The following is a 24,001-nucleotide window of genomic DNA, read 5'->3' on the forward strand; positions in this document are numbered from 1 at the left end:
GCTGTGGAAGTTTATACCACCGAAGAACAACAGGTTGAGGTCATCAAGAGCTGGTGGAAAGAGAACGGAACCTCGGTGATCGCAGGAACTGTTATCGGTCTGGTTGGACTCTTTGGCTGGCGCTACTACAACGAGCATCAGCAGACCAGCCAGGAGGCCGCCTCCCAGGCTTACAACGAGATGGCCGCCCAGCTGGCCAAGGGCGATGCCGCCGGCTTCGAGCAGGCGCAAAGCTTCATCAGCGCCCACAAGGGTGACTCCTATGCCGAACTGGCTGCCCTGCAGCTGGCCGCCGCCGCCGTCAAGGCTGGCAAGCTGGATCTGGCCGCCGAGCAGCTGACCCAGGTGGCCACCAGCGGTGACGAGAGCATTCGTCCCATCGCTGCCCTGCGTCTGGCCCGGGTTTTGAATGATCAGGGCAAGGCTGACGAGGCGCTGGCCCAGCTTGGCAAGATCAACAACGATGCCTTCAAGGCTCAGGTTGCGGAAGTGCGCGGCGACGTGCTGCTCAAGCAGGGCAAGGCCGAAGAGGCGCGCGATGCCTATCAGGCGGCGGCCGATGCCGGCGGCCTGCAGGGCAGCGCCGAGCTCAAGCTGAAAATGGACGATCTGGCGTTGCCAGCGGTGACCACGGGTGAGGCTCCGGATGCGTAATCTGTTCAAGATGGTGGTGTTGGGGGCTGCGGTCTCCTTCGCCCTGCAGGGGTGCTCCCTGTTCAGTTCGGAAGAGGATCTCAACCCGATGGCGCCACTGCCCAAGGTCGAGTCCGCCTTCACGGCCGATACCAGCTGGTCCTCCTCGGTGGGTGACGGCATCGGCGACTTCTACTCCCAGCTCAAGCCGGTGGTGGAAGAGGAGCGCATCTATGCGGCGGCCCGCGATGGCGACGTGACCGCCTTTGACCGCGAAAGCGGCAAGGAGCTGTGGAGCGTGGATCTGGCTGACTTGCCGATCAATGCCGACAAGCGCAGCGCCCGCCTCTCCGGTGGCCTAGTATCCCGTTACGGCAAGCTGTTCCTGGGTTCCGAGAACGGGGTGGTGTACGCCCTGAACCAGGAGAACGGTGAAGTGCTGTGGCAGACCACGGTCCCGGGTGAAGTGGTGGCGAGCCCTGCCGTCGAAGATGGCCGGGTGGTGGTGCTGACCACCTCGGGTCGTCTGGTGGCGCTCGATACCGATGAAGGCAAGCTGCAGTGGACCCTGGCGGAAGAACAGCCGCCGTTGACCCTGCGCAGCGCCGGCGCCCCCATCATCACCAACGGCGCCGTGCTGTACGGCCGCGCCGATGGCAAGGTGGGCATCGCCCTGCTCAGCAACGGTCAGCCGGTGCGCCAGTCCAAGGTCGCCGACCCGCGCGGTGCCACCGAGCTGGATCGGATGGTCGACGTGGACGCCACCCCGCTGATCGCCGGCGATGAGCTCTATGCCATCGCCTATAATGGCCAGCTGATGGCGCGCAAGCTGATGACCGGTGACGAGGTATGGAAGCGTAAGTATTCCGGCTACCGCGACATGGCGGTGACCGGCAATGCCATCGTGCTGACCGACAGCCGCAGCCACCTGTTTGCGGTCGACCGTCGCAATGGTCTCGAGCTGTGGTCCAATACCCAGCTGGAAAACCGCACCGTGACCGCCCCCGTCATCCTGGGTGACTATGTGGTGGTCGGTGATGTGGAAGGTTACCTGTATTGGCTGGATCGTACCGACGGTACCATCAAGGCCATGCAGCAGCTCGACAGCAGTGGTCTGTACGCCGCCCCTCTGGTGGACGGTGACACCCTGTATGTGCAGAGCCGTGGCGGCAAGTTGTACGCTTTGCAGCGTCCCTGATCGCCCGTCAATCTGAATATCCGGCTCCTGGTCTTCGGACCCGGAGCCTTTGTCGTCTTGAGAATGAGGCTTTTATGACTCCTGTAGTAGCCCTGGTGGGCCGCCCCAACGTGGGGAAATCCACCCTGTTTAACCGCCTGACCCGTACCCGGGATGCCCTGGTGGCTGACTTCCCCGGTCTGACCCGGGACCGCAAGTACGGCCAGGCGAAGTTGGGCGAGCTGGAATTTATCGTGGTGGATACCGGCGGTATCGATGGCACCGAAGAGGGGATCGAGCTGAAGATGGCCGAACAGTCCCTGCTGGCCATCGAAGAGGCCGACGTGGTGCTGTTCATGGTGGATGCCCGTGCCGGTTTGACCGCGGCGGATCAGGCCATCGCCGAGCACCTGCGCAAGACCCACAAGAAGGTGTTTCTGGTGGCCAACAAGACCGACGGCATCGACGGTGACTCCGCCGTGTCCGAGTTCTACGGTCTGGCCCTGGGCGAGGTCTACCAGATGGCGGCCGCCCATGGTCGTGGCGTACTGAGCCTGCTAGAGCTGGCGCTGGCCCCCCATCTGGAGACCCTGGTCGACGCCGCCACACAAGAAACCGCGCAGGATGAGGAAGAAGAGGACTTCGACGAAGAAGCCCTGCTGCGCATGGTGGCTGCCGGTGAACTCGACACCAAGGAAGACACCAAGGAGACGCCGTTCGCCGATCTGCCCATCAAGTTTGCCATCGTCGGTCGCCCCAACGTCGGTAAATCCACCCTGACCAACCGCATGCTGGGTGAAGATCGGGTCATCGTCTATGACATGCCGGGTACCACCCGCGACTCCGTCTATATCCCGATGGAGCGTGACGAGCAGAAGTACGTCATCATCGACACCGCCGGCGTGCGTCGTCGCGGCAAGGTGCACGAGACGGTGGAGAAGTTCTCCGTCATCAAGACCCTCAAGGCGATTGAAGATGCCAACGTCTGCCTGCTGGTGATCGACGCCCAGGAGACCATCACCGATCAGGACTTGAGCATCCTCGGTTTCGTGCTCAACACCGGCCGTTCCGTGGTACTGGTGGTGAACAAGTGGGATGGTCTGGATCAGAAGGTGAAAGAGGACGTCAAGAACGAGCTGGATCGTCGTCTGGGCTTCATCGACTTCGCCCGCGTGCACTTCATCTCCGCCCTGCACGGCAGCGGTGTTGGCCACCTGTTTGAATCCATTCAGGAGGCCTACCAGTCCGCCACCCGCCGTACCAGCACCGCCATGCTGACCCGCATCATGCAGATGGCGCAGGAAGACCACCAGCCGCCGATGGTGAACGGTCGCCGGGTCAAGCTCAAATATGCCCACGCCGGTGGCTACAACCCGCCGCGCATCGTGATCCACGGCAACCAGCTCAACGACTTGCCGGATTCCTACAAGCGCTACCTCATCAACTACTTCCGCAAGTCGCTGAAGATCATGGGGACGCCGGTCCGGGTCGAGTTCCAGGAGTCGGCCAACCCGTTCGAGGGCAAGAAAAATACCCTGACCCTGAGCCAGGAGCGGCAACGCAAGCGCCTGCTCAAGGCCAAAGCCAAGAAATAAGGCCCAGCGGCTGCCCTCACCGGCAGCCGTTTTTTCTGAGGCCAGGGGAGGGGAATGTGCAGTGGGTGGGCCCACTGCACATTCACTTTGCAAGGAGCCAACCATGAGCCACCTTCACTGCCCTGCCTGTCAGGGCGAGCTGGACAGTCGCAGCCGCGAGACCACCTGCAGCCAGTGCCAGGCCCGTTTCCAGATCCGGGCTCTCTGCCCGACCTGCCGGCAGGAGCTGGAACGGCTCAAGGCTTGCGGTGCGGTGGATTACTTCTGCAATCACTGCAACAGCCTGGTATCGAAGCGGGCAGTGGTCTTTGAGGTGAGCCCGCAGGCGGGGAATTGAGGCGATAAAAAACCCGGCAATTGCCGGGTTTATGCTGTGTGTTCTGCTATCAGCAAGGTGAAGGAGCGGTTTCTCCGCCATATCTTGCGTTTGATGTCATTGAGCTTGAGTTTGCGTCTGGGGCTCCAGCCGCACTTTGCTTTTCTGACCAGTGTCGTTCTTCTGCGAGCTCGCATCTTGGTCTCCTCCCATTGGGTGGCCATCCCGGCCTTGGGTGATGATGGGAGCCTATCTGAAAGTGCTGTCATCCCGAGTACAAGTGGATGAAATAGCGCGATAAAAACAGTTTCGGATAGGCTCCGGTATGGGCGGATGGTAACAGAGAAACCACCCGAAAAACAAACCTGTCAACAAGGGCTCAGCGCAGGGTGATCTGCTTGACCACTTCGGCGATGACGGTGGGGCGCTCGGCACTGGGCGGCTCGCTGCTGTCGTCATCGTCCAGCTCTTCACGGCGGTGGGCTTTCTGTTGCTCGTTGTCGAGCCAGAGCAGGCTCTGGTAGTACTGGCGCACGTTGTTGACGTAGTTGCGCGCCTCGCCGCCACGGGCATAGCCGTAGCGTACCTTGCGATGCCAGCGCGACTGCTGCAGCAGCGGCAGCACCTCTTTCACATCGCTCCAGGCATCGGGATTCTTGCCGAGCTCCTTGGTCAGGCGGCGGGCATCCATCATGTGGCCGTAACCGATGTTGTAGGCGGTGAGGGCAAACCACACCTTCTCGTCATCGGGCACCGAGGCGGGCACCTTCTCCATCATCTGCTCCAGATAACGGGCGCCGCCCTTGATGCTCTCCTCCGGGTGCAGCCGGTTGTTGACCCCCATCGCCTTGGCGGTGGGCTCGGTCAGCATCATCATGCCGCGCACCCCGGTGTAGGAGCGCGCCTCCGGATCCCAGTGGGATTCCTGATAGCTGATGGCGGCCAGCAGGCGCCAGTCCACCACGTTGGCGTGGGTCTTGAACAGATCCTGATACTTGGGCAGCAGGCTCTTGGCCCGCTGCAGGAAGGTGCGGGTGTCGACGAAGTCGAAATTCTGCACGTGGCCAAAGTACTTCTCGTCGAGCTTGGCGATGGCGCCGTCCATGAAGCGCTGGCCGAAGAAGTCGATGATGCTGGCGTAGAGGCTGTCGTCCGGCAGCTTGGTCATGGCCCAGGCCACGGTCTGGTTCTTGGCCAGGGTCATCCCTTCGGTGAGCTCGGGGTAGTAGCGCTGGGTGCGGGCCAGCACGGTATCCTGCACTACCGTGTAGTCAATCTTGCCGTCGGCCACCTGCTTGAGCAGCTCCTCCACGTCGGCATCCCGATTGGTGCTCCACTTAAGGTTGGGGTACTGCTTGGCCAGCTCCTTGAGCAGATCTTCGCCGGTGGAACCGGCCGGCACCACTATGTTGCCCTTGAGATCGCCGATGTCCTTGGGCTTGGGAGAACCGTTGCGATAGACCAGCTTGGGGGAGACCTGGTAGAAGCCGGGGCCGAAGCGAAACAGCTGGCGTCGCTCCGGGGTGACCACGATGGCGGCGGCAGCCAGATCCAGCTTGCCCTTTCTCAGCAGTTCCACCAGTTCGGCGGTGGAGTAGACCGGCACTATGGTCAGCTTGACCCCCAGCCAGTCGGCATAACTCTTCGCCAGCTCGTAATCGAACCCCTGGGCGGTGTCGTCACGTTGGTAATAAGAGGTGGGGCCGTAGATGGTGCCAACCCGGATCTCGCCTCTCTGGCGGATCTGCTCCAGCTGGCTGGAGGGGGTGTAGAAGTCGCAACCGACCAGGGTCAGCAGCAACATCAGCCCGATAAACAGTCGAAAAATGCAGCGCAAGTAGGTGAGTACCCTTGTTGAAAAAATCGGCATTTGTCAAAAAAGAGGCACCTTTATACCAGAGAGTGTGCACCGAGTCACACTGGGTAAAACAAGAAAAACGTTTGTCCGGCATGGGCCTGATCCCTATAATACGCGCGTCTCAATTCCCCCCCACTTCAACACTTGGTGAGAAAGGTCATATGGATATCTTGCGTGGTGCCCCCGCACTGTCTGAGTTTCGTGTCCAAAAACTGCTGCAACGCTTCGCGCAGATGAAACAGGAGAGAGGAGTAGAGATAGAGGATGTCTATGCCGAATACGTGCACTTTGCCGAGCTCTCGAGCCCGCTGTCGCCCCCGGAGCGAGCGACCTTGGGCCAGCTCCTGCGCTACGGCCCGACCATCCCCGAACACACCCCCAGCGGTCAGCTGTTTCTCGTTACCCCCCGCCCCGGCACTATCTCCCCCTGGTCTTCCAAAGCAACCGACATCGCCCACAACTGCGGCCTGAATCAGGTCAAGCGGCTCGAACGCGGCATCGCCTATTACGTGCAGGCCAGGGGGGAGCTGAGCGCCGCCCAGCGTGCCGACGTGGCCGCCGTGCTGCACGACCGCATGATGGAGACGGTGTTTGGCGAGATGAACGAGGCCTCCGCCCTGTTTGCCCATCATGAGCCGCGCCCCTTCACCCAGGTGGATGTGCTGGGCGGTGGTCGCGCCGCACTGGCCGACGCCAACGTGGCGCTCGGTCTGGCGCTGGCCGACGACGAAATTGACTATCTGGTGGAGAATTTCACCAGGCTGGGTCGCAACCCCAACGACATCGAGCTCTACATGTTTGCCCAGGCAAACTCCGAGCACTGCCGCCACAAGATCTTCAACGCCGACTGGACCATCGACGGTGAGCAGCAGCCCAAGTCGTTGTTCAAAATGATCAAGAACACCTTCGAGCAGACGCCGGATCATGTCCTGTCTGCCTATAAAGACAACGCCGCCGTGATGGAAGGAAGCCAGGGTGGCCGCTTCTTCCCAAGCCCCGCCAGCGGCGAGTATCACTATCATCAGGAGCGCGTCGACATCCTGATGAAGGTGGAGACCCACAACCACCCGACCGCCATCTCCCCCTTCCCGGGTGCAGCTACCGGCTCCGGCGGTGAAATTCGCGATGAGGGGGCCACTGGTCGCGGTGCCAAGCCCAAGGCGGGTCTGGTGGGCTTCTCGGTCTCCAACTTGCGTATCCCCGGCTTCGAACAGCCCTGGGAGCAGGATTTCGGCAAGCCGAGCCGCATCGTCAGCGCGTTTGACATCATGCAGGAGGGGCCGCTCGGCGGCGCCGCCTTCAACAACGAGTTCGGCCGTCCGGCCATTCTCGGCTACTTCCGTACCTTCGAAGAGCAGGTGCCGAGCCACAACGGCGTCGAGGTGCGTGGCTACCACAAGCCCATCATGCTGGCGGGCGGTATCGGCAACATCCGCAGCGAGCACGTCCAGAAAGGGGAGATCCCGGTCGGGGCGGCCCTCATCGTGCTGGGCGGCCCGGCCATGAACATCGGTCTGGGCGGTGGTGCGGCATCCTCCATGGCTTCCGGCCAGTCGGCAGAAGATCTCGACTTTGCCTCGGTGCAGCGTGACAACCCCGAGATGGAGCGCCGTTGCCAGGAGGTGATCGACCGCTGCTGGCAGCTCGGGGACGACAACCCCATCGTCTTCATCCACGACGTGGGGGCCGGTGGCCTCTCCAACGCCATGCCGGAGCTGGTGAGCGACGGCGATCGCGGCGGTCGCTTCGATTTGCGCGCCATTCCGAACGACGAGCCGGGCATGAGCCCGCTCGAGATCTGGTGCAACGAATCCCAAGAGCGCTACGTACTGGCGGTGGCCAAGGAGAAGCTGCCGCTGTTCAAGGCGCTGTGCGAGCGCGAGCGCGCGCCCTATGCCGTCATCGGCACCGCCACCGAAGAGAAGCATCTCACTCTCTCGGATGAGCACTTTGACAACCACCCCATCGACTTGCCGCTGGACGTGCTGCTGGGCAAGACCCCCAAGATGCACCGCGAGGTTGCAAGCCTGCCGGCCCAGGGCAAGCCGTTGGCGCTCGATGGCATCACCCTGGGTGAGGCTGCCGAGCGGGTGCTGCGTCTGCCCACCGTGGCGGAGAAGTCCTTCCTCATCACCATCGGCGATCGCAGCGTAACGGGCCTCGTCAACCGCGACCAGATGGTCGGCCCCTGGCAGATCCCGGTGGCCGACTGCGCCGTCACTGCCGCCACCTACGACAGCTACCACGGTGAAGCCATGTCCATGGGCGAGCGCACCCCGGTAGCGCTGCTCTCCCACGCCGCCTCCGCTCGCATGGCGGTGGCGGAAGCGCTCACCAACCTGGCGCCGGCCCACATCGGGTCTCTGAAGCGGGTCAAGCTCTCCGCCAACTGGATGGCCGCCGCCGGTCACCCGGGCGAAGATGCCGGCCTCTATGAGGCGGTCAAAGCGGTGGGCGAGGAGCTCTGCCCGGCCCTTGGCATCACCATCCCGGTGGGCAAGGACTCCATGTCCATGAAGACCCGCTGGCAGCAAGATGGCAAGGAGCACAGCGTCACTTCGCCGCTCTCCCTGCTCATCTCGGCGTTTGCCCGGGTCGAGGACGTGCGCAATACCGTCACGCCGCAGCTGCGTACTGATCTCGGTGAGACTGACCTTATCCTCATCGACCTTGGCAACGGCAAGCAGCGCCTCGGTGCCTCTGCGCTGGCACAGGTCTATCGCCAGCTGGGTGACAAGGCCCCGGATCTGGACAACCCGGTCCAGCTCAAGGGGTTCTTCAACGCCATTCAGGCGCTGGTGGCGGATTGCAAGCTGATCGCCTATCACGACCGCTCCGACGGCGGCCTGTTCGTCACTCTGGTGGAGATGGCCTTCGCCGGTCACTGCGGCCTCGACCTGCAGCTGGATCGCATCGGTGGTGAGCTGCTGCCGGCCCTGTTCAACGAAGAGCTGGGCGCCGTCATCCAGGTGCGTCGTGAAGACAAGGAAGCGGTGATGACCCTGCTGGCCGGTCACGGCCTGGCGGCTTGCTCCCACGTGCTCGGCACGGTGCGCGAGGGGGATCTCATCACCCTGCAGCGGGCCGGTCAGGAGGTTTACCGCGCCAGCCGCACCGCCCTGCGTACCATCTGGGGCGAGACCAGCTGGCAGATGCAGCGCCTGCGCGACAACCCGGAGTGCGCGGATCAGGAGCATGCCGCCCGTCAGGACGCAGCCGACCCTGGCCTGCAGGCCAAGCTCAGCTACAACCCGGCCGAGGATGTGGCTGCACCCTATATTGCCCGTGGGGTCTCCCCCCGTCTGGCGGTGCTGCGCGAGCAGGGGGTCAACTCCCACGTGGAGATGGCGGCGGCGTTTGACCGCGCCGGCTTTGCGGCGGTGGACGTGCACATGAGCGACATCCTCTCCGGTCGCATCAAGCTGGAGGAGTTCCAGACCCTGGTGGCCTGTGGCGGTTTCTCCTACGGTGACGTGCTGGGGGCGGGCGAAGGCTGGGCCAAGTCCATCCTGTTCAACGACGGTGCTCGCGAGCAGTTCCAGCGCTTCTTCGAGCGCGGCAACACCCTCTCCCTGGGTGTGTGCAACGGTTGCCAGATGATGTCCAACCTGCGCGAGCTGATCCCGGGTGCCGATTTGTGGCCGCGCTTCGTGCGCAACCGCTCCGAGCGCTTCGAGGCCCGCTTCAGCCTGGTGGAAGTGCAGGACTCCCCGTCGGCCTTCTTCGCCGGCATGGCAGGCTCGGTGATGCCGATTGCCGTCTCCCACGGGGAGGGGCGAGTGGAGGTGCGCGATGCCGCTCACCTGGCGGCACTGCAACAGAGCGGGCTGGTGGGGCTGCGTTTCGTCGACAACCGCGGTCAGGTGACCGAGCAGTACCCGGCCAACCCGAACGGCGCTCCGGCGGGGATCACCGCGGTCACCACCACCGACGGTCGCGCCACCATCATGATGCCGCACCCGGAGCGGGTGTTCCGCACCGTGGCCAACTCCTGGCACCCGGACAACTGGGGTGAGGATGGCGCCTGGATGCGGATGTTCCGCAACGCCCGGGTACGTCTGGGTTAAGCGCGCATTGCAAACAAAAAAACCGGCCCAAGTGGCCGGTTTTTTTATGGGAGTGAGACCAGTAAAGGGCGTTGCAGGGCGAAGGGAAGCGGGGAAAAGGGCGAGGCAGATAGCGCGCTGCTGCTTCATGGTGCCGCCACTTCGAAGATGAGAGGGGGGCGGTGGTTGTAGCGGGGCATGGGGCTGTGGGCCGACGGTCGAGAAAGATAACGCTCCGTCCCGCTTCAGGTTCCCGAGAGGCGAGGCGCGTTGGGCAGATAAAAAAACCGGCCACTTGGGCCGGTTTTTTTGGGTGGCGTGAAATCAGTGCAGCACCACGTTCTGGAAGCCCTGCACCAGGCTGATGACCGGCTGGGGATAGAGACCCAGTGCCACCACCAGCGCGGCGGAGAGCAGCACCACCAGGCCACCGGAGGTGATGGCCCAGTCGCCCTTGGCGTCGCGCAGCTGCATGCCGGGTTCGCGCAGGTAGAGGGTGACCATGACCCGCAGATAGTAGTAGAGACCCAGCGCACTGCCGAGCACGATGGCGCCGGAGAGCCACCACAGCTTCGCATCGACGGTCACCCCGATCAGGTAGAACTTGCCGATGAAGCCGAGCGTCATGGGGATACCGGCCAGCGAGAGCATCATCACGGTCAGCACGGCGGTCAGGTAGGGACGACGCCAGAACAGGCCGCGGTAGCTGTGCAGGGAGTCCGCATCCTTGCCGCGATAGGGGCTGGACATCATGCTGATGACGCCGAAGGCCCCCAGGCTGGTGAACAGATACATCAGCAGATAGACGCCGGCCGCTTCCACCGGCATCTGGCCGAGACGGCTCGCCACGATCACCGCCAGCAGGTAACCGAAGTGGGAGATGGAGGAGTAACCCATCATCCGCTTGATGTTGGTCTGCAGCAGAGCCAGCAGGTTGCCGATGACGATGGAGACCACCGCCATGGCGGCCAGCAGCCAGTGGATCATGGGATCCGCGGCGGCAGGCACCGCCAGATAGAAGCGCAGCAGCACGCAGAACACCGCGATCTTGCTGACGGTGGCTAGGAAGGTGGCTACCGGGGCCGGCGCCCCTTCGTACACGTCCGGGGTCCAGAGGTGGAACGGCGCCAGAGAGAGCTTGAAGGCAAAGCCAACCAGCATCAGACCCAGACCGCCCATCAGCAATGGGTGGTGGGCCGGGGTGGTGGCCAGGGTCAGCCCCAGATCGCTGAAGCTCAGGCTGCCGGCCTGGGCATAGAGCAGCGCCATGCCGAACAGCAGGAAGGCGGTGGCGGCGGCGGAGAGCACCATATACTTGATGCTGGCCTCCAGCGAGTGGCGCTCGCGATAGGCGTAGCCCACCAGACCGAACATCGGCAGGGTCAGCATCTCGATCCCGATGAACAGGGAGGCGAGGTGACGGGAGCCAGCCAGCACCAGGCCACCGGCGGTGGCGATCAGCAGCAGCAGGTAGAACTCTTCCCGGTTGTCCGGATAACCCTTGAGCCAGGAGCGGCCGAAGGTACAGGTCGCCAGGGCACCGATAAGCACCAGGCCCATGTAGAAGACGGCGTAGCCATCGATCTGCAGCAGCGGGGTGACCCCTTGATCTCCTTGCGCCATCACGATGGGCAGGGAGAAAAGCGCCAGGTTGAGACCGGCGATGGTGACCACGAAGGCGGTGTCATCGCACCGTTTCCAGGCGATAGCCAGCATCAGGGCCACCATGGCCCCGGTTGTCAGCAACAAGGGCAGCAGGGCCAGCAGTTGCGAAGCGGTGAAGGTCATTGCAGTGCTCCTGTAATGGACAAGGAAGGCAACAGGGCCAGCGGTTTAACAGCGGTCACTCTCATTGCAATGCTCCTGCGAAGGGCAGGGCGTACCAGTGCAGCACGCTCAGCAGGCTGTTGCCCGCGGTGTCGAGCACAGGTTGGGGATAGACACCTAGCAACACCAAAAGACCGGCAATGGTCATCATCATCACCAGCTCGCGACTGTCGAGCCCCTTGAGGACGCTCTCGTCCTTGGGGGTACCGAAGCAGGCGCGCTGCAGCATGATGAGGGAGTAGACCGAGGCCAGCACCAGGCCGAAGGTGGCGATGATGGTGAGCACGGGGGCAACCTGGAAGCTGCCGATGAGGATCAGGAACTCGCCGACGAAGTTGCCGGTGCCCGGCATCCCCAGAGAGGCGACCGAGAAGAACAGCATCACGCCGGGCAGGTAGCGCAGACGACCCCACAGCCCGCCCATCAGGCGCAGGTCCCGGGTGTGCAGCCGCTCGTAGAGCTGACCGCACAGGATGAAGAGGCCGGCGGCGGAGAGGCCGTGGGCGATCATCTGCACCACGGCGCCCTGCAGGGCCAGTTCGCTGCCAGAGTAGATGGCGATCATCACGAAGCCCATGTGGGAGATGCTGGTGTAGGCCACCAACCGCTTGATGTCGGTCTGGGCGAACGCCACGATGGCGCCGTAGACGATGCCGATGAGACCCAGCACCATGGCGTAGGGGGCAAATTCGGCGGACGCCTCGGGGAACAGCGGCAGGGCGAAGCGCAGCAGACCGTAGGCGGCGGTCTTCAGCAGGATCCCCGCCAAGTCCACGGAACCCGCGGTCGGTGCCTGGCTGTGGGCATCCGGCAGCCAGCCGTGCAGCGGCACCAGCGGCATCTTGACCGCGAAGGCGATGAAGAAGCCCAGCATCAGCAGCCACTGCACACCCTTGCTCATCGGGGTATTCAGCAAGTCCTGATAGTCAAAGGTGAACACGCCGGTGGCGGCATGGTGAGTCAGCACCAGGCCCAGGATGGCGACCAGCATGATGAGGCCGCTGACCTGGGTGTAGATGAAGAACTTGGTGGCGGCGTTGATCCGGGATTTGCCGTCGGTGACCGAGTGGCCCCACAGCGCAATCAGGAAGTACATCGGTACCAGCATCATCTCCCAGAAGAAGAAGAAGAGGAACAGGTCTAGCGCCATGAAGACGCCGAGCACGCCACCCAAAATCCACAGTAGGTTGAGGTGGAAGAAGCCGATGCGCTGCACGATTTCCTTCCAGGAACAGAGGATGGCCAGCACGCCGATGAAGCAGGTGAGGATCACCATCAACAGCGACAAGCCATCCACCGCCAGGTGCAATGAGATGCCGAAGCGGGGGATCCAGGGCAGTTGCAGTTCGGCGGCCCAGACGGGCACGCCGCCCTGGGCTGCCAGGGTGAAGTCTCCGCTCCACCAGACGGCGCAGGAGAGCAGCAGGCAGGCGCTCATCGACAGCAGGGCGACCCAGCGTACGAAGTACTCGCCGAATCGCTCGGTCTGCCAACAGAGCAGACCGCCGATGAAGGGTATTAACAAGATCCAGAGTAAGGTCACGATATCAGCTCTCGTCTATGTTCTAGTCACTGTGCAGGCCCGTGGGCTTGCTGCGAGTTCAGGGGCTGCATCACGGGATCAGCCGAGCAGCAGGGCCAGGATCAGGGCGGCGCCCATCCCCATGGAGGCTGCATACCAGCGCAACTTGCCGGAAACGGTCCAGGCCAACAGCTGGTGGCCACTCTGTGCCAGCCAGGCCGGCAGGTTCATCATCCAGTCCAGCGGATCCTTGCCGAGCAGCCGGGTCGCCAGCAGATACGGCTTGACCCACAGCTGATCGTAAAGCCAGTCAAAGCCCCAGGCATTGAACCAGAGAGTGCTGAGCAACTTGCCCGGTGCGCTGTTGGCCACGCTGCTGGCCAGACGGCGCTCGCCCAGGAACAGGAAGGCGGCCAGGGCAATGCCGGCGATGGCGATGATGGCGGAGGTGATCTCCAGCCCATGACGCCCCTCTTCGATGTGATCCCCAGGACCAGCCGGCAGTACGCCCGCCAGCGGCGGCACGATCAAGGCGCCGATACCGGTGGAGAGCACCAGCAGTACCAGCAGCGGCAGCTGATGGGCCAGACCGTGACCGGCGTGAGCCTGGGTCTGCTCCTTGCCGTGGAAGGCGATGAAGATCAGGCGGAAGGTGTAGAGGGAGGTGAGGAAGGCACCGCCCAGACCGGCCCACAGCAGGGCGCTCTGGCCACTGGCCTGCACCTGCCACAAGATGGCGTCTTTACTGTAGAAACCGGCGGTCACCAGCGGCAGCGCGGCCAGGGCCGAGCCCCCCACCAGGAAGCAGGCATAGACCAGCGGCAGGCTCTTGCGCAGGCCCCCCATCTTGAAGATGTTCTGCTCGTGGTGGGTCGCGACGATCACGGCACCGGCGGAGAGGAACAGCAGCGCCTTGAAGAAGGCGTGGGTCATCAGGTGGAAGATGGCCCCTTCCCAGGCGCCAACACCGAGGGCCAGGAACATGTAGCCGATCTGGCTCATGGTGGAGTAAGCCAGGATCCGCTTGATGTCGGTTTGCACCAGGGCGGCAAAGCCTGCCAGCACCAGGGTGATGGCACCGACCAGCGCCACCAGATGCAGGATCTCGGGGGCCAACAGGAACAGGCCGTGGGTACGGGCGATGAGATAGACACCGGCGGTCACCATGGTGGCCGCGTGGATCAGCGCCGAGACCGGGGTCGGGCCCGCCATCGCATCCGCCAGCCAGGTCTGCAGTGGCAGCTGGGCCGATTTGCCGACGGCGCCGCCAAGCAGCATCAGACAGGCAAACGACAGGGCAGGGGAGCCCTCGGCAAACATCAGCGGCGCACGTACCAGCAACTCGTGAATATTGAGGGTGCCGAGCTCCCGGTAGAGGACAAACAGACCGATGGCGAGGAATACGTCGCCGACTCGGGTCACCACGAACGCCTTGAGGGCGGCGGCGCCGTTGGCCGGGTTGCGGTAGTAGAAGCCGATCAGCAGGTAGCTGCACAGCCCCACCCCTTCCCAGCCGAGGTAGACGAACAGCAGGTCATCGGCCAGCACCAGGAACACCATGCTGGCGATGAACAGGTTGGTGTAGGTGAAGAAGCGCGAATAGCCCTCTTCCCCGCGCATGTACCAGGAGGCGAACAGGTGGATGAAGAAACCCACCCCGGTGACCACGCCGAGCATGGTCAGCGACAGGCCGTCCAGCGCCAGGCGGAAGGTCGGGGTGAAGTTACCCACCGTTATCCACTGCCACAGGGTCTGGGTATAGACGCCGCCTGTTGGCATGGTGTTGAGGAAATCGATGCCGACCCACAGGGTAGTGAGGGCCGACAGCCCTATGCTGCCGACGCCGATGAGCGCAGCAGTGCGCTCGCCGAAACGACCGATGGAGAAGGCCAGCACCAGCCATCCCAGCAGCGGAAATAGAAAAGTCAGGTATAGGAGGCTCATCCGCGCATCTCGCTCACAGTGTCCACGTTGAGGGTGTGGTAACGACGATAGAGCAGCAGTAACAGGGCGAGGCCGATACTGGCCTCCGCTGCCGCCAGAGAAATCACCAGTATGTACATGATCTGGCCATCAGCCTGGGCCCAGCGGCTGCCAGCCACCACGAATGCCAGTGCCGACGCGTTCATCATGATCTCGATACTCATGAGGATAAACAGCAAGTTGCGACGTATCAGCAGGCCGCACAGGCCGATACAGAACAGCACGGCAGCCAGCAGCAGGCCGTGTTCCATCGGGATTCCGTTCATCATTGACCTCCTTCTTGAGACGGATGTGCCGAGGCTTTTGGCACGGAGAGCACTTCCCCGCTCTTGTCTTCACGGCCCAGGTGATAGGCGGTGACCAGACCCGCCAGCAGCAGGATGGAGGCAAGCTCCACCGCCAGCACGTAAGGACCGAACAGGGCGATGCCGACCGCTTTGGCACTGACGTCGGTCAGACCGAGTTCACCGCCGGTGACCCCGAGAATGCCGTAGGCCAGAAAACCCAGCAGAATGAGCGAAAGCAGGCCGGGGCCCACCCAGGTGGTGGGGGTGAGCCAGTTCTTTTCCTGATCCTGGGCCGAGCCCAGGTTCAGCATCATCACCACGAACACGAACAGCACCATGATGGCGCCCGCATAGACGATCACTTGCAGGGCGCCCGCGAAGGAGGCGCCCAGGCAGAAGAAGATCATGGCCACGGCGATGAGGGAGATAATGAGATTGAGCAGCGCGTGCATCGGATTGCTGGTGCTGATCACCCGCAGCGTGCTGTAAATGGCGACCAGGGCCGCGGCATAGAATGCCAGTTCCATGATTGACTCCTCAGGGCAGCAGGCTCTTGACATCGATGGGCTTGGCTTCGTTCTCGGCATCCCCTTTCGGCTTGCCGTCGATGGCCATCCCGCTCATGCGGTAGAAGTTGTAATCCGGATACTTGCCGGGGCCGCTTATCAGCAGATCTTCCTTCTCGTACACCAGATCCTGGCGGCGGTACTCGCCCATCTCGAAATCCGGCGTCAGCTGGATGGCGGTGGTGGGGCAGGCCTCTTCGCACAGGCCGCAGAAGATGCAGCGGGAGAAGTTGATGCGAAAGAACTCCGGGTACCAGCGACCATCTTCCCGCTCGGATTTCTGCAGCGAGATGCAGCCGACCGGGCAGGCCACCGCACACAGGTTGCAGGCCACGCAGCGCTCGTCGCCGTCCGGATCGCGGGTCAGCACGATGCGGCCGCGATAGCGGGGCGCCGCATAGACTGCCTGTTCCGGATAGTTGAGGGTCTCGCGGGGGCTCCAGGCATGGGAGAAGACCATGCCCAGGCTGCGCAATTGGGTGCCGACACCCTTGATGATGTTAATAATTTTCATAGTCGTGCCTCACTGCACATTCATCAGCACCACAGCCCGTACCGGCTGCATCCCGAGCGGGATGCAGGGCGGCGGGCAAGCAGACGTTCCAGCCAAACGGCATCACAATTTTTCTGTCCATTGCGGCCTCACTGCGCATTCAACAGCACCACGGCGCCGGTGACCAGCATGTTGAGCAGGGTCAGTGGCAGGCAGACTTTCCAGCCAAACGACATCACCTGGTCAAAGCGCGGGCGGGGCAGGGAGGCCCGCAGCAGGATGAAGAACACCATGAAACAGGCGGTCTTCAGGGCAAACCAGATGAAGGGCGGCAGCCAGGGGCCGTGCCAGCCACCGAAGAACAGAGTCACGATGAGCGAAGAGATCAGCACGATGCCGATGTACTCGCCCACGAAGAACAGACCCCATTTCATGCCCGCATACTCGATGTGATAACCGTCGGCGAGCTCTTGCTCGGCTTCCGGTTGGTCAAACGGATGGCGGTGGGTGACGGCGACGCCGGCAAACAGGAAGGTGATGAAGCCCAGGATCTGGGGGATCACGTTCCACAGTCCTGCCTGGGCTTCCACGATATCCCGCAGGTTGAAGCTGCCGGTCTGGATGACGATACCCATCAAGGAGAGGCCCAAAAACACCTCGTAGGAGAGGGTCTGAGCCGAAGCGCGCAGGCTGCCGAGCAATGAGTACTTGTTGTTGCTCGACCAGCCTGCGAACAGCACGGCGTAGACCGCCAGCCCCGCGATGGCCAGGATGTAGAGCAGCCCCACGTTGAGGTCCGCCACGCCCCAGGTGGGGGTGATCGGCACCACCGCAAACGCCAGAATGAAGGCGGTAAAGGCGATGATGGGGGCCAGCACGAAGATCCGGCGATCGGCGAATGGCGGGATCCAGTCCTCCTTGAAGAACATCTTGATCATGTCGGCCGCCAGCTGCAGCAGGCCGAAGGGGCCTACCCGGTTGGGGCCGTAACGATCCTGCCACAGCGCCAGCAGACGGCGCTCGATGAAGCTCATGAAGGCGCCGGCCCCCACGATCCCCACCAGCACGATCAATGCTTTGCCGATTTCCAGCAACAGATCGATCAGAGAGTCACTCATGCGATGGCCTCCTGCAGGTTAGCGAGATATTGCTGGTGCAGGGCGGTCGGCAGACCGTTGATACCGAGCGGCAGACCCACCAGACCCGCGGTCAGATGCTCGCTCAGACGCAGGGTCAGCCGCCAGTGGTGGCCACCCCAGGAGAAAGCGACCTGGCTGCCGGCATTGAGGGCTAGACGGTTGGCGTCGGCCGGGTTCAGTACCAGCACGGGCTCGCTCATGCGGGCCTGGATGACCGGGCTTCTGGCAGACAGCTCTTCGCCGCCAAACAGTTGGTCATAGCTCACCACCTGCAGCGCCTCTTTGGCGCTGAACGGGGCGGGGACGGCGTCGAACCAGCCGAGGCTGTCCTCGCCCGCTTCCAGCAGACGGCGACCGGGATCCCCGGCGCGCAGGTTGCCACCCACTTCATCCTGGAACTTGTTCCAGGCGGACGGGGAGTTCCAGCCCGGCGCCCAGGCGAACGGTACCTGTTGCAGCGGCTGGCGGGCACCGGCGTAGCCTTCCATGGAGAAGTTGAAGGGCGAGTCGGGATCCTGAGCGACTCTGGGCTCGCTCACGTTCTGATCCGCCAGCATGGAGGTGCGGCCACTGTAGCGGTGCGGCTCGCGGGCGAGCTTCATGCCACGGATGCGCAGACCCGCGTTGGGTGCGGCTTCGCGCATGCTGGTCAGCAGCGGGGCGCTGGCGGCGCAGGCACTGCTCACCTCGTCGAAGGTGTTCCAGCGCAGCGGTTTGCGATCCAGCACGCCTTGCAGGGCGGCCAGCCAGCGCCAGCTCTCGCGCACCTGGATGTCGGCGTTGTAGAAGGCGGGGGCATAGACCTGGAAGAAACGCTGGGCGCGGCCTTCCATGTTGATGAGGGTACCATCGGCCTCGGCGAAGCTGGCGGCAGGCAGCACCAGGTTAGCCTTCTGGGCGGTGCCGGTATCCTGATGGTCGATCACCAGCAAGTGCTGAAGATGGTCGATGGCGGCATCGACCCGGCTGCGCGGTGCGCGGCGGTAGAGATCGTTCTCGAGCATCACCAGCGCGAGCTTCTCTTCTCTTTCGATACGATCAAAAGCCGCTTCCAGCGGGGCGGCATTGCCGGCCAGCATGGCCAGCCCCAGGCTGTTGGTCTCCTGGGCTACCAGAGCGAGCTCCACGGCCTGGCCACGGCCCTTGAGGGCGCGGGCGATGTTGCTGGCCGCCTCGAGCAGGGCCTGGCTGCGGGCACCGGTGCCGGCGATGATGAGCGGCTTCTTGGCGTTGCCGAGCAGCGCGGCCCAGCTGGCGGCCAGGGCCTGTTGTTCGGGGGCGAGATCGGTCAGGGCAGGGGCGCTGCCATCGAGCAGATGGGCGATGGCGAAGCCGAGGCGCGCCTGATCCGCGTGGGGGGCGTGCAGGGTGCCGCTCGCCACGTCGTCCAGTCGGGTGCTGTCCAGGCTGGTGATCAGCAGCGGGTAGCGCTCGTTCTGGGCCAGTGTCTGCACCGCGGCGACCTGCCACAGGTCCACCTTCAGCTTGCGGGCGATTTCGCGGCCCTTGCCCTTGACTGCCTGACGCAGGGCCAGGGCAATGCGGGCGGCGGTCTGGGTGACATCCTCGCCGAGCACCAGCACGGCGTCGGCCTCTTCCATGTCACGCAGGCTGGGGGTGCGCAAACCACCGTGCTGCAGGATCTGCAGCATCTTCTGCAGGCAGTTCCATTCGCTTTGCTCGACACCGCTGTAGAAGTTGGCGGCACCCACCAGCTCGCGCAGGGCGAAGTTGCTCTCCAGCGACGCGCGGGGCGAGCCGATGCCGATGACGCCGGCGGCGGTGCGCAGGGCATCGGCAGCCCGGTTCAGGGCACCGTCCACCGTGATTGCCAGCTTGTCACCGCCATCCTGCAGCAGGGGCTGGCGCGGGCGGTCGGTCAGATTGACGTGACCGTAGCCGAAGCGGCCGCGGTCGCACAGGAAGTAGTGGTTGAGGGCACCGTGATAGCGGTTCTCGATGCGGCGCAGCTCGCCATAACGCTCACCCGGGCTGATGTTGCAGCCGACCGAACACCCTTGGCAGATGCTGGGGGCGAACTGCATGTCCCACTTGCGGTTGTAGCGCTCGGAGTGGGTCTTGTCGGTGAACACGCCGGTGGGGCAGACCTCCACCAGGTTGCCGGAGAACTCGCTCTCCAGGGTGCCGTCCTCGACCCGGCCGAAGTAGACGTTGTCGTGGGCGCCGTAGACCCCGAGATCCTCGCCACCGGCGTAGTCCTTGTAGTAACGGACGCAGCGATAGCAGGCGATGCAGCGGTTCATCTCGTGGTTGATGAAGGGGCCCAGATCCTGATTCTGGTGGGTGCGCTTGGTGAAACGGTAGCGGCGGCTGTTGTGGCCGGTCATCACCGTCATGTCCTGCAGGTGGCAGGAGCCACCCTCTTCGCACACCGGGCAGTCGTGGGGGTGGTTGGTCATCTGCCACTCCACCACCGTCTTGCGGAACTCCTTCGCCTCTTCATCCTCGATGGAGATATAGGTGCCATCGGTGGAGGGGGTCATGCAGGACATGACCAGGCGGCCGCGCTTGTCGTCGGCATTCTGATACTGCTTCACCGCACACTGGCGGCAGGCGCCGACGCTGCCGAGCGCCGGGTGCCAGCAAAAATAGGGGACGTCCAGACCAAGGGACAGACAGGCTTGCAGCAGGTTATCTGCCCCGTCTACCTCGTACTCTTTACCGTCTACATGAATGGTGGCCATACAACTTCCCTGACTTCAATGAGATAAATTCTTTGGCTCGCGCCGGTTCAGCGGGCCCGCGGCGGGCGCACTGCGCGCCTTACCAGCGCTCGCCCAGCAGGTTGGGCTGGATACCCTTGAGCTGCTTGCGATTATCCTGCGGCGCCTTGACGCCGGCCTCGAATTCGGACCGGAAATACTTCATCGCACTGCCCAGCGGCTCGATGGCGCCAGGGGCATGGGCGCAGAAGGTCTTGCCTGGGCCGAGGAAGCTGACCAGCTGCTCCAGGGTGGCGAGATCCCCTGGCTGACCTTCACCCCGCTCCAGCGCGCGCAGCAGCTTGACGCTCCAGGGCAGGCCATCGCGGCAGGGAGTGCACCAGCCGCAGGACTCGCGGGCGAAGAACTCTTCCATGTTGCGCAGCAGGGAGACCATGTTGATGCTGTCATCCACCGCCATGGCAAGACCCGTGCCCATCCGGGTGCCGACCTTGCCGATGCCACCGGCGTACATCTGGGCATCCAGGTGCTCGGGCAGCAGGAAGCCGGTACCGGCGCCGCCCGGTTGCCAGGCTTTCAGGCGATAGCCGGGCTTCATGCCACCGGCATAGTTTTCGAACAGCTCGCGGGCGGTGATGCCAAACGGCAGCTCCCACAGGCCGGGGTTGTTGACCTTGCCGGAGAAGCCCATCAGCTTGGTGCCGTGATCTTCCGAACCCGGCAGCGCCAGCCCCTGATACCAGGCCACACCGTTGCCGATGATGGCGGGCACGTTGCACAGGGTCTCGACGTTGTTGACGCAGGTCGGCTTGCCCCAGACACCGGAAACGGCGGGGAAGGGGGCTTGGCGCGCGGGTTGGCGCGGCGCCCTTCCAGGGAATTGATGAGCGCCGTCTCTTCGCCGCAGATGTAACGACCCGCGCCGGTGTGGACGAACAGCTCGAAGTCAAAGCCCGAGCCCAGTATGTTCTTGCCGAGCAGACCGGCAGCCTTGGCCTCGATCACCGCCCGGCGCAGGTTGGCGGCGGCATCGACGTACTCGCCGCGCAAAAAGATGTAGCCACGGTAGGCCTTGAGGGCCTTGGCCGAGATGATCATCCCTTCGATCAGCAGGTGGGGCAGTTGCTCCATCAACAGCCGATCCTTGTAGGTGTTCGGCTCCATCTCGTCGGCGTTGCAGAGCAGGTAACGGATGTTCATGCTCTCGTCTTTGGGCATCAGGCCCCACTTCACGCCGGTGGAGAAACCGGCGCCACCGCGACCCTTGAGGCCAGCATCCTTGACGGTGCCGACGATCTCGTCCGAGCTCATCTGGCTCAGTGCCTTGCGGGCCGCATCGTAACCCTGCTTGCTCTGGTATTCATCCAGCCAGACCGGCTGGCCGTCGTCGCGCAGCCGCCAGGTGAGTGGATGGGTCTCGGCCGCGCGGGCGATGCGGTTGGCGGTACCAAGGGATGCCAGACTCATGGGTAAGCCTCCAGGGTCTTGAGCAGGCTGACGGCGTCGAGCCCACCGTAGGTGTCATCGTCGATCATCAGCGCCGGCCCCTTGTCACAGTTGCCGAGGCAGCAGACCGGCAGCAGGGTGAAGCGGCCGTCGGCGGAGGTCTGGCCGGGGGCCAGGTCCATCACCTCTTTCAGCCCGGCCAGCAGTTGTTCGTGGCCGTTGATGTAGCAGACCATGCTGTCGCAGACGCGGATGATGTGGCGACCGACCGGCTGGCGGAAGATCTGGCTGTAGAAGGTGGCGACCCCCTCCACGTCGCTGGCGGGGATGCCGAGCTCGGCGGCGATGGCGTGGATGGCACCGTCAGGTACCCAGCCGCGGGCCTGCTGCACTATCTTGAGCGCTTCAATGCTGGCAGCACGGGGATCTTCGTAGTGGTGTTTCTCATGCTCGATGGCATCGCGTTCTGCCTGGCTCAGGACGAAATCCTTCCCCTTGCCCTGGCATGAACTCTGTCCCTGCGGGGACTGATTGTGTTGGCACTGACATTGCTGGCTCATGGCTTAACCTTTTGTGGCTTGTCCTTTTTGTCGTGTAACGGGTCTTGGTAACAGCCGTTACTCAACGGTCCACATCCGACATAACAAAATCGATACTGCCCAGATAGACGATGAGGTCCGACACCATCTGGCCACGGATCACCGAGGGGATCTGTTGCAGGTGAGCAAAGCTCGGGGTGCGGATCCGGGTCCGGTAGCTCATGGTGGAGCCATCGCTGGTCAGGTAGTAACTGTTGATCCCCTTGGTCGCCTCGATCATCTGGAAGGACTCGGCGGCCGGCATGACCGGGCCCCACGACACTTGCAGGAAGTGGGTGATCAGGGTCTCGATGTCCTGCAGGGTGCGCTCTTTGGGCGGTGGCGTGGTGAGCGGGTGATCTGCCTTGAACGGCCCTTCCGGCATGTTCTTCATGCACTGCTCGATGATGCGCATGCTCTGGCGCACCTCCTCGATGCGCACCAGGGCGCGATCGTAGGCATCACCGTTGGCGCCGACCGGCACCTCGAATTCGAACTGATCGTAGCCGGAGTAGGGGCGCCACTTGCGCACGTCGAAGTTGAGGCCGGTGGCACGCAGACCACCGCCCGTGGTGCCCCAGGCCAGCGCCTGCTCGGTATTGTAGGCGGCGACGCCGATGGTGCGGCCACGCAGTATGCTGTTGCGCATGGCGGCCTTCTCATAGTCCATCAGCCGCTTGGGCAGCCAGCTCAGCAGGTTGTCCTGCACCAGTCGCTGCCAGCCGACGGGCAGATCGTGGGCCACGCCGCCGATGCGAAACCAGGCCGGATGCATACGGGCGCCGGTGATGGCCTCGATGATGGTGTAAATCCGCTGCCGGTCGGTGAAGGTGAAGAAGACCGGGGTCATGGCGCCCACGTCCTGGATATAGGTACCGATGAACAGCAGGTGACTCTGGATGCGGAACAGCTCAGCCAGCATCACCCGGATCATGTCGACCCGCTGTGGCACCTTGATGCCGGCCAGCTTCTCGACCGCCAGTACGTAGGGCAGGTTGTTCATCACCCCGCCTAAGTACTCGACCCTGTCGGTGTAGGGGATGTAGCTGTGCCAGGACTGGCGCTCGCCCATCTTCTCTGCACCGCGGTGGTGATAACCGATGTCGGGCACGCAGTCGCGGATCTCTTCGCCATCGAGCTGCAGCACCAAGCGGAAGGCACCGTGGGCGGAGGGGTGGTTGGGGCCGAGGTTCAAGAACATGTAGTCCTCGTTCTCGTTGCCGCGACTCATGCCCCACTCTTCCGGTTTGAACAGCAGGTTGTCCTGCTCCTGATCCTGCTTGACCGCATCGAGCATGAAGGGATCAAATTCGGTGGCGCGCGCCGGATAATCCTTGCGCAGCGGGTGACCCTGCCAGCTCTTGGGCATCATGATGCGGGTCAGGTGGGGGTGACCATCGAAATTGATGCCCATCAGATCCCACACTTCCCGTTCATACCAGTTGGCGTTGGGGAAGTGGCGGCTGACGGTGGGCAGCGTCAGATCACCCTCTTTTAATGGCACCTTCAACATCAGGTCGGCGTTGCGATCGATGGAAATGAGGTGATAGAAGACGGTGAAGTCGCTGTCGGGCAGATCGTGGCGATGGCTGCGCATCCGCTCGTCGGTGGCGCTGAGATCGAACAGCATCACGAACGGGGAGGGGAGCTTGCGCAGGAAGCCCATGACATCCAGCAGCAGCTCGCGGGAGAGCCAGACCACCGGCACGCCGGTGCGGGTATTCTGGATGGTGAAACGTTCGGCACCGAAATGGGCGAACAGCTCGCCGATCACCTGAGCGTCTTTGTGATCACTCGGTTGCCACTGGGCCATGGCGTAGTTGCTGGGAAATTCTCGAGTCAGTTTCATGG

At 63.3% G+C, this 24,001-nt stretch carries 16 protein-coding genes and 1 pseudogene; 5 read left to right on the plus strand and 12 right to left on the minus strand.

Annotated features, from left to right (window positions below):
- Positions 1-3 precede the first annotated feature (3 nt).
- The 4 genes from ACPDZI_RS08545 (at position 4) to ACPDZI_RS08560 (ending at position 3,742) form a co-directional block, all read left to right on the plus strand.
- Complete coding sequence (locus ACPDZI_RS08545; protein WP_076359689.1) at positions 4-654, plus strand: YfgM family protein; 651 nt, start codon at positions 4-6, stop codon at positions 652-654.
- Complete coding sequence (gene bamB, locus ACPDZI_RS08550) at positions 647-1,831, plus strand: outer membrane protein assembly factor BamB (RefSeq protein ID WP_076359687.1); 1,185 nt, start codon at positions 647-649, stop codon at positions 1,829-1,831. The genes ACPDZI_RS08545 and bamB overlap by 8 nt, the downstream gene beginning before the upstream one ends.
- A 74-nt stretch (positions 1,832-1,905) precedes the next feature.
- On the plus strand, positions 1,906-3,405 hold the full coding sequence (gene der, locus ACPDZI_RS08555) for a ribosome biogenesis GTPase Der (RefSeq protein WP_011705649.1): 1,500 nt from the start codon (positions 1,906-1,908) through the stop codon (positions 3,403-3,405).
- Positions 3,406-3,508: 103 nt separating this feature from the next.
- Complete coding sequence (locus tag ACPDZI_RS08560) at positions 3,509-3,742, plus strand: zinc ribbon domain-containing protein (protein WP_041216326.1); 234 nt, start codon at positions 3,509-3,511, stop codon at positions 3,740-3,742.
- 358 nt (positions 3,743-4,100) lie between these two features.
- Here ACPDZI_RS08560 and mltF read toward each other — a convergent pair whose 3' ends face one another.
- On the minus strand, positions 4,101-5,591 hold the full coding sequence (gene mltF, locus ACPDZI_RS08565; protein WP_076359685.1) for a membrane-bound lytic murein transglycosylase MltF: 1,491 nt from the start codon (positions 5,589-5,591) through the stop codon (positions 4,101-4,103).
- Positions 5,592-5,740: 149 nt separating this feature from the next.
- Between mltF and purL the strand changes: the two genes are divergently transcribed.
- Complete coding sequence (gene purL / locus ACPDZI_RS08570; RefSeq protein WP_438834351.1) at positions 5,741-9,646, plus strand: phosphoribosylformylglycinamidine synthase; 3,906 nt, start codon at positions 5,741-5,743, stop codon at positions 9,644-9,646.
- A 303-nt stretch (positions 9,647-9,949) separates the two neighbouring features.
- Here purL and nuoN read toward each other — a convergent pair whose 3' ends face one another.
- The 11 genes and pseudogenes from nuoN to nuoC form a co-directional block, all read right to left on the minus strand.
- Positions 9,950-11,413: an NADH-quinone oxidoreductase subunit NuoN gene (gene nuoN, locus ACPDZI_RS08575; protein ID WP_017410206.1), complete on the minus strand. Its 1,464-nt coding sequence runs from the start codon at positions 11,411-11,413 to the stop codon at positions 9,950-9,952.
- Positions 11,414-11,474: 61 nt separating this feature from the next.
- The gene (nuoM, locus tag ACPDZI_RS08580; RefSeq protein WP_011705657.1) at positions 11,475-12,995 is read right to left on the minus strand and encodes an NADH-quinone oxidoreductase subunit M; all 1,521 of its coding nucleotides are present in this window, start codon (positions 12,993-12,995) and stop codon (positions 11,475-11,477) included.
- A 78-nt stretch (positions 12,996-13,073) separates the two neighbouring features.
- The gene (gene nuoL / locus ACPDZI_RS08585) at positions 13,074-14,918 is read right to left on the minus strand and encodes an NADH-quinone oxidoreductase subunit L (RefSeq protein ID WP_438834352.1); all 1,845 of its coding nucleotides are present in this window, start codon (positions 14,916-14,918) and stop codon (positions 13,074-13,076) included.
- Positions 14,915-15,223 (minus strand): NADH-quinone oxidoreductase subunit NuoK, encoded by a 309-nt coding sequence (gene nuoK, locus ACPDZI_RS08590; protein WP_005299823.1) that lies wholly within the window; start codon positions 15,221-15,223, stop codon positions 14,915-14,917. The genes nuoL and nuoK overlap by 4 nt, the downstream gene beginning before the upstream one ends.
- On the minus strand, positions 15,223-15,771 hold the full coding sequence (gene nuoJ / locus ACPDZI_RS08595) for an NADH-quinone oxidoreductase subunit J (protein WP_011705659.1): 549 nt from the start codon (positions 15,769-15,771) through the stop codon (positions 15,223-15,225). The genes nuoK and nuoJ overlap by 1 nt, the downstream gene beginning before the upstream one ends.
- A 10-nt stretch (positions 15,772-15,781) precedes the next feature.
- The gene (nuoI, locus tag ACPDZI_RS08600; protein WP_011705660.1) at positions 15,782-16,324 is read right to left on the minus strand and encodes an NADH-quinone oxidoreductase subunit NuoI; all 543 of its coding nucleotides are present in this window, start codon (positions 16,322-16,324) and stop codon (positions 15,782-15,784) included.
- A gap of 128 nt (positions 16,325-16,452) precedes the next feature.
- On the minus strand, positions 16,453-17,421 hold the full coding sequence (gene nuoH / locus ACPDZI_RS08605; protein WP_438834353.1) for an NADH-quinone oxidoreductase subunit NuoH: 969 nt from the start codon (positions 17,419-17,421) through the stop codon (positions 16,453-16,455).
- Positions 17,418-20,147: an NADH-quinone oxidoreductase subunit NuoG gene (gene nuoG, locus ACPDZI_RS08610; RefSeq protein ID WP_438834354.1), complete on the minus strand. Its 2,730-nt coding sequence runs from the start codon at positions 20,145-20,147 to the stop codon at positions 17,418-17,420. Before nuoG ends, nuoH begins: the two co-directional genes overlap by 4 nt.
- 79 nt (positions 20,148-20,226) lie before the next feature.
- Positions 20,227-21,593: pseudogene (nuoF, locus tag ACPDZI_RS08615) on the minus strand (NADH-quinone oxidoreductase subunit NuoF).
- The gene (gene nuoE / locus ACPDZI_RS08620; RefSeq protein ID WP_024944068.1) at positions 21,590-22,132 is read right to left on the minus strand and encodes an NADH-quinone oxidoreductase subunit NuoE; all 543 of its coding nucleotides are present in this window, start codon (positions 22,130-22,132) and stop codon (positions 21,590-21,592) included. Before nuoE ends, nuoF begins: the two are co-directional and overlap by 4 nt.
- 61 nt (positions 22,133-22,193) lie before the next feature.
- Positions 22,194-23,999: an NADH-quinone oxidoreductase subunit C/D gene (gene nuoC / locus ACPDZI_RS08625; RefSeq protein ID WP_041218270.1), complete on the minus strand. Its 1,806-nt coding sequence runs from the start codon at positions 23,997-23,999 to the stop codon at positions 22,194-22,196.
- Positions 24,000-24,001 lie beyond the last annotated feature (2 nt).

The sequence above is a fragment of the Aeromonas oralensis genome, from assembly GCF_049665575.1.
GTDB classification, from domain to species: domain Bacteria; phylum Pseudomonadota; class Gammaproteobacteria; order Enterobacterales; family Aeromonadaceae; genus Aeromonas; species Aeromonas hydrophila.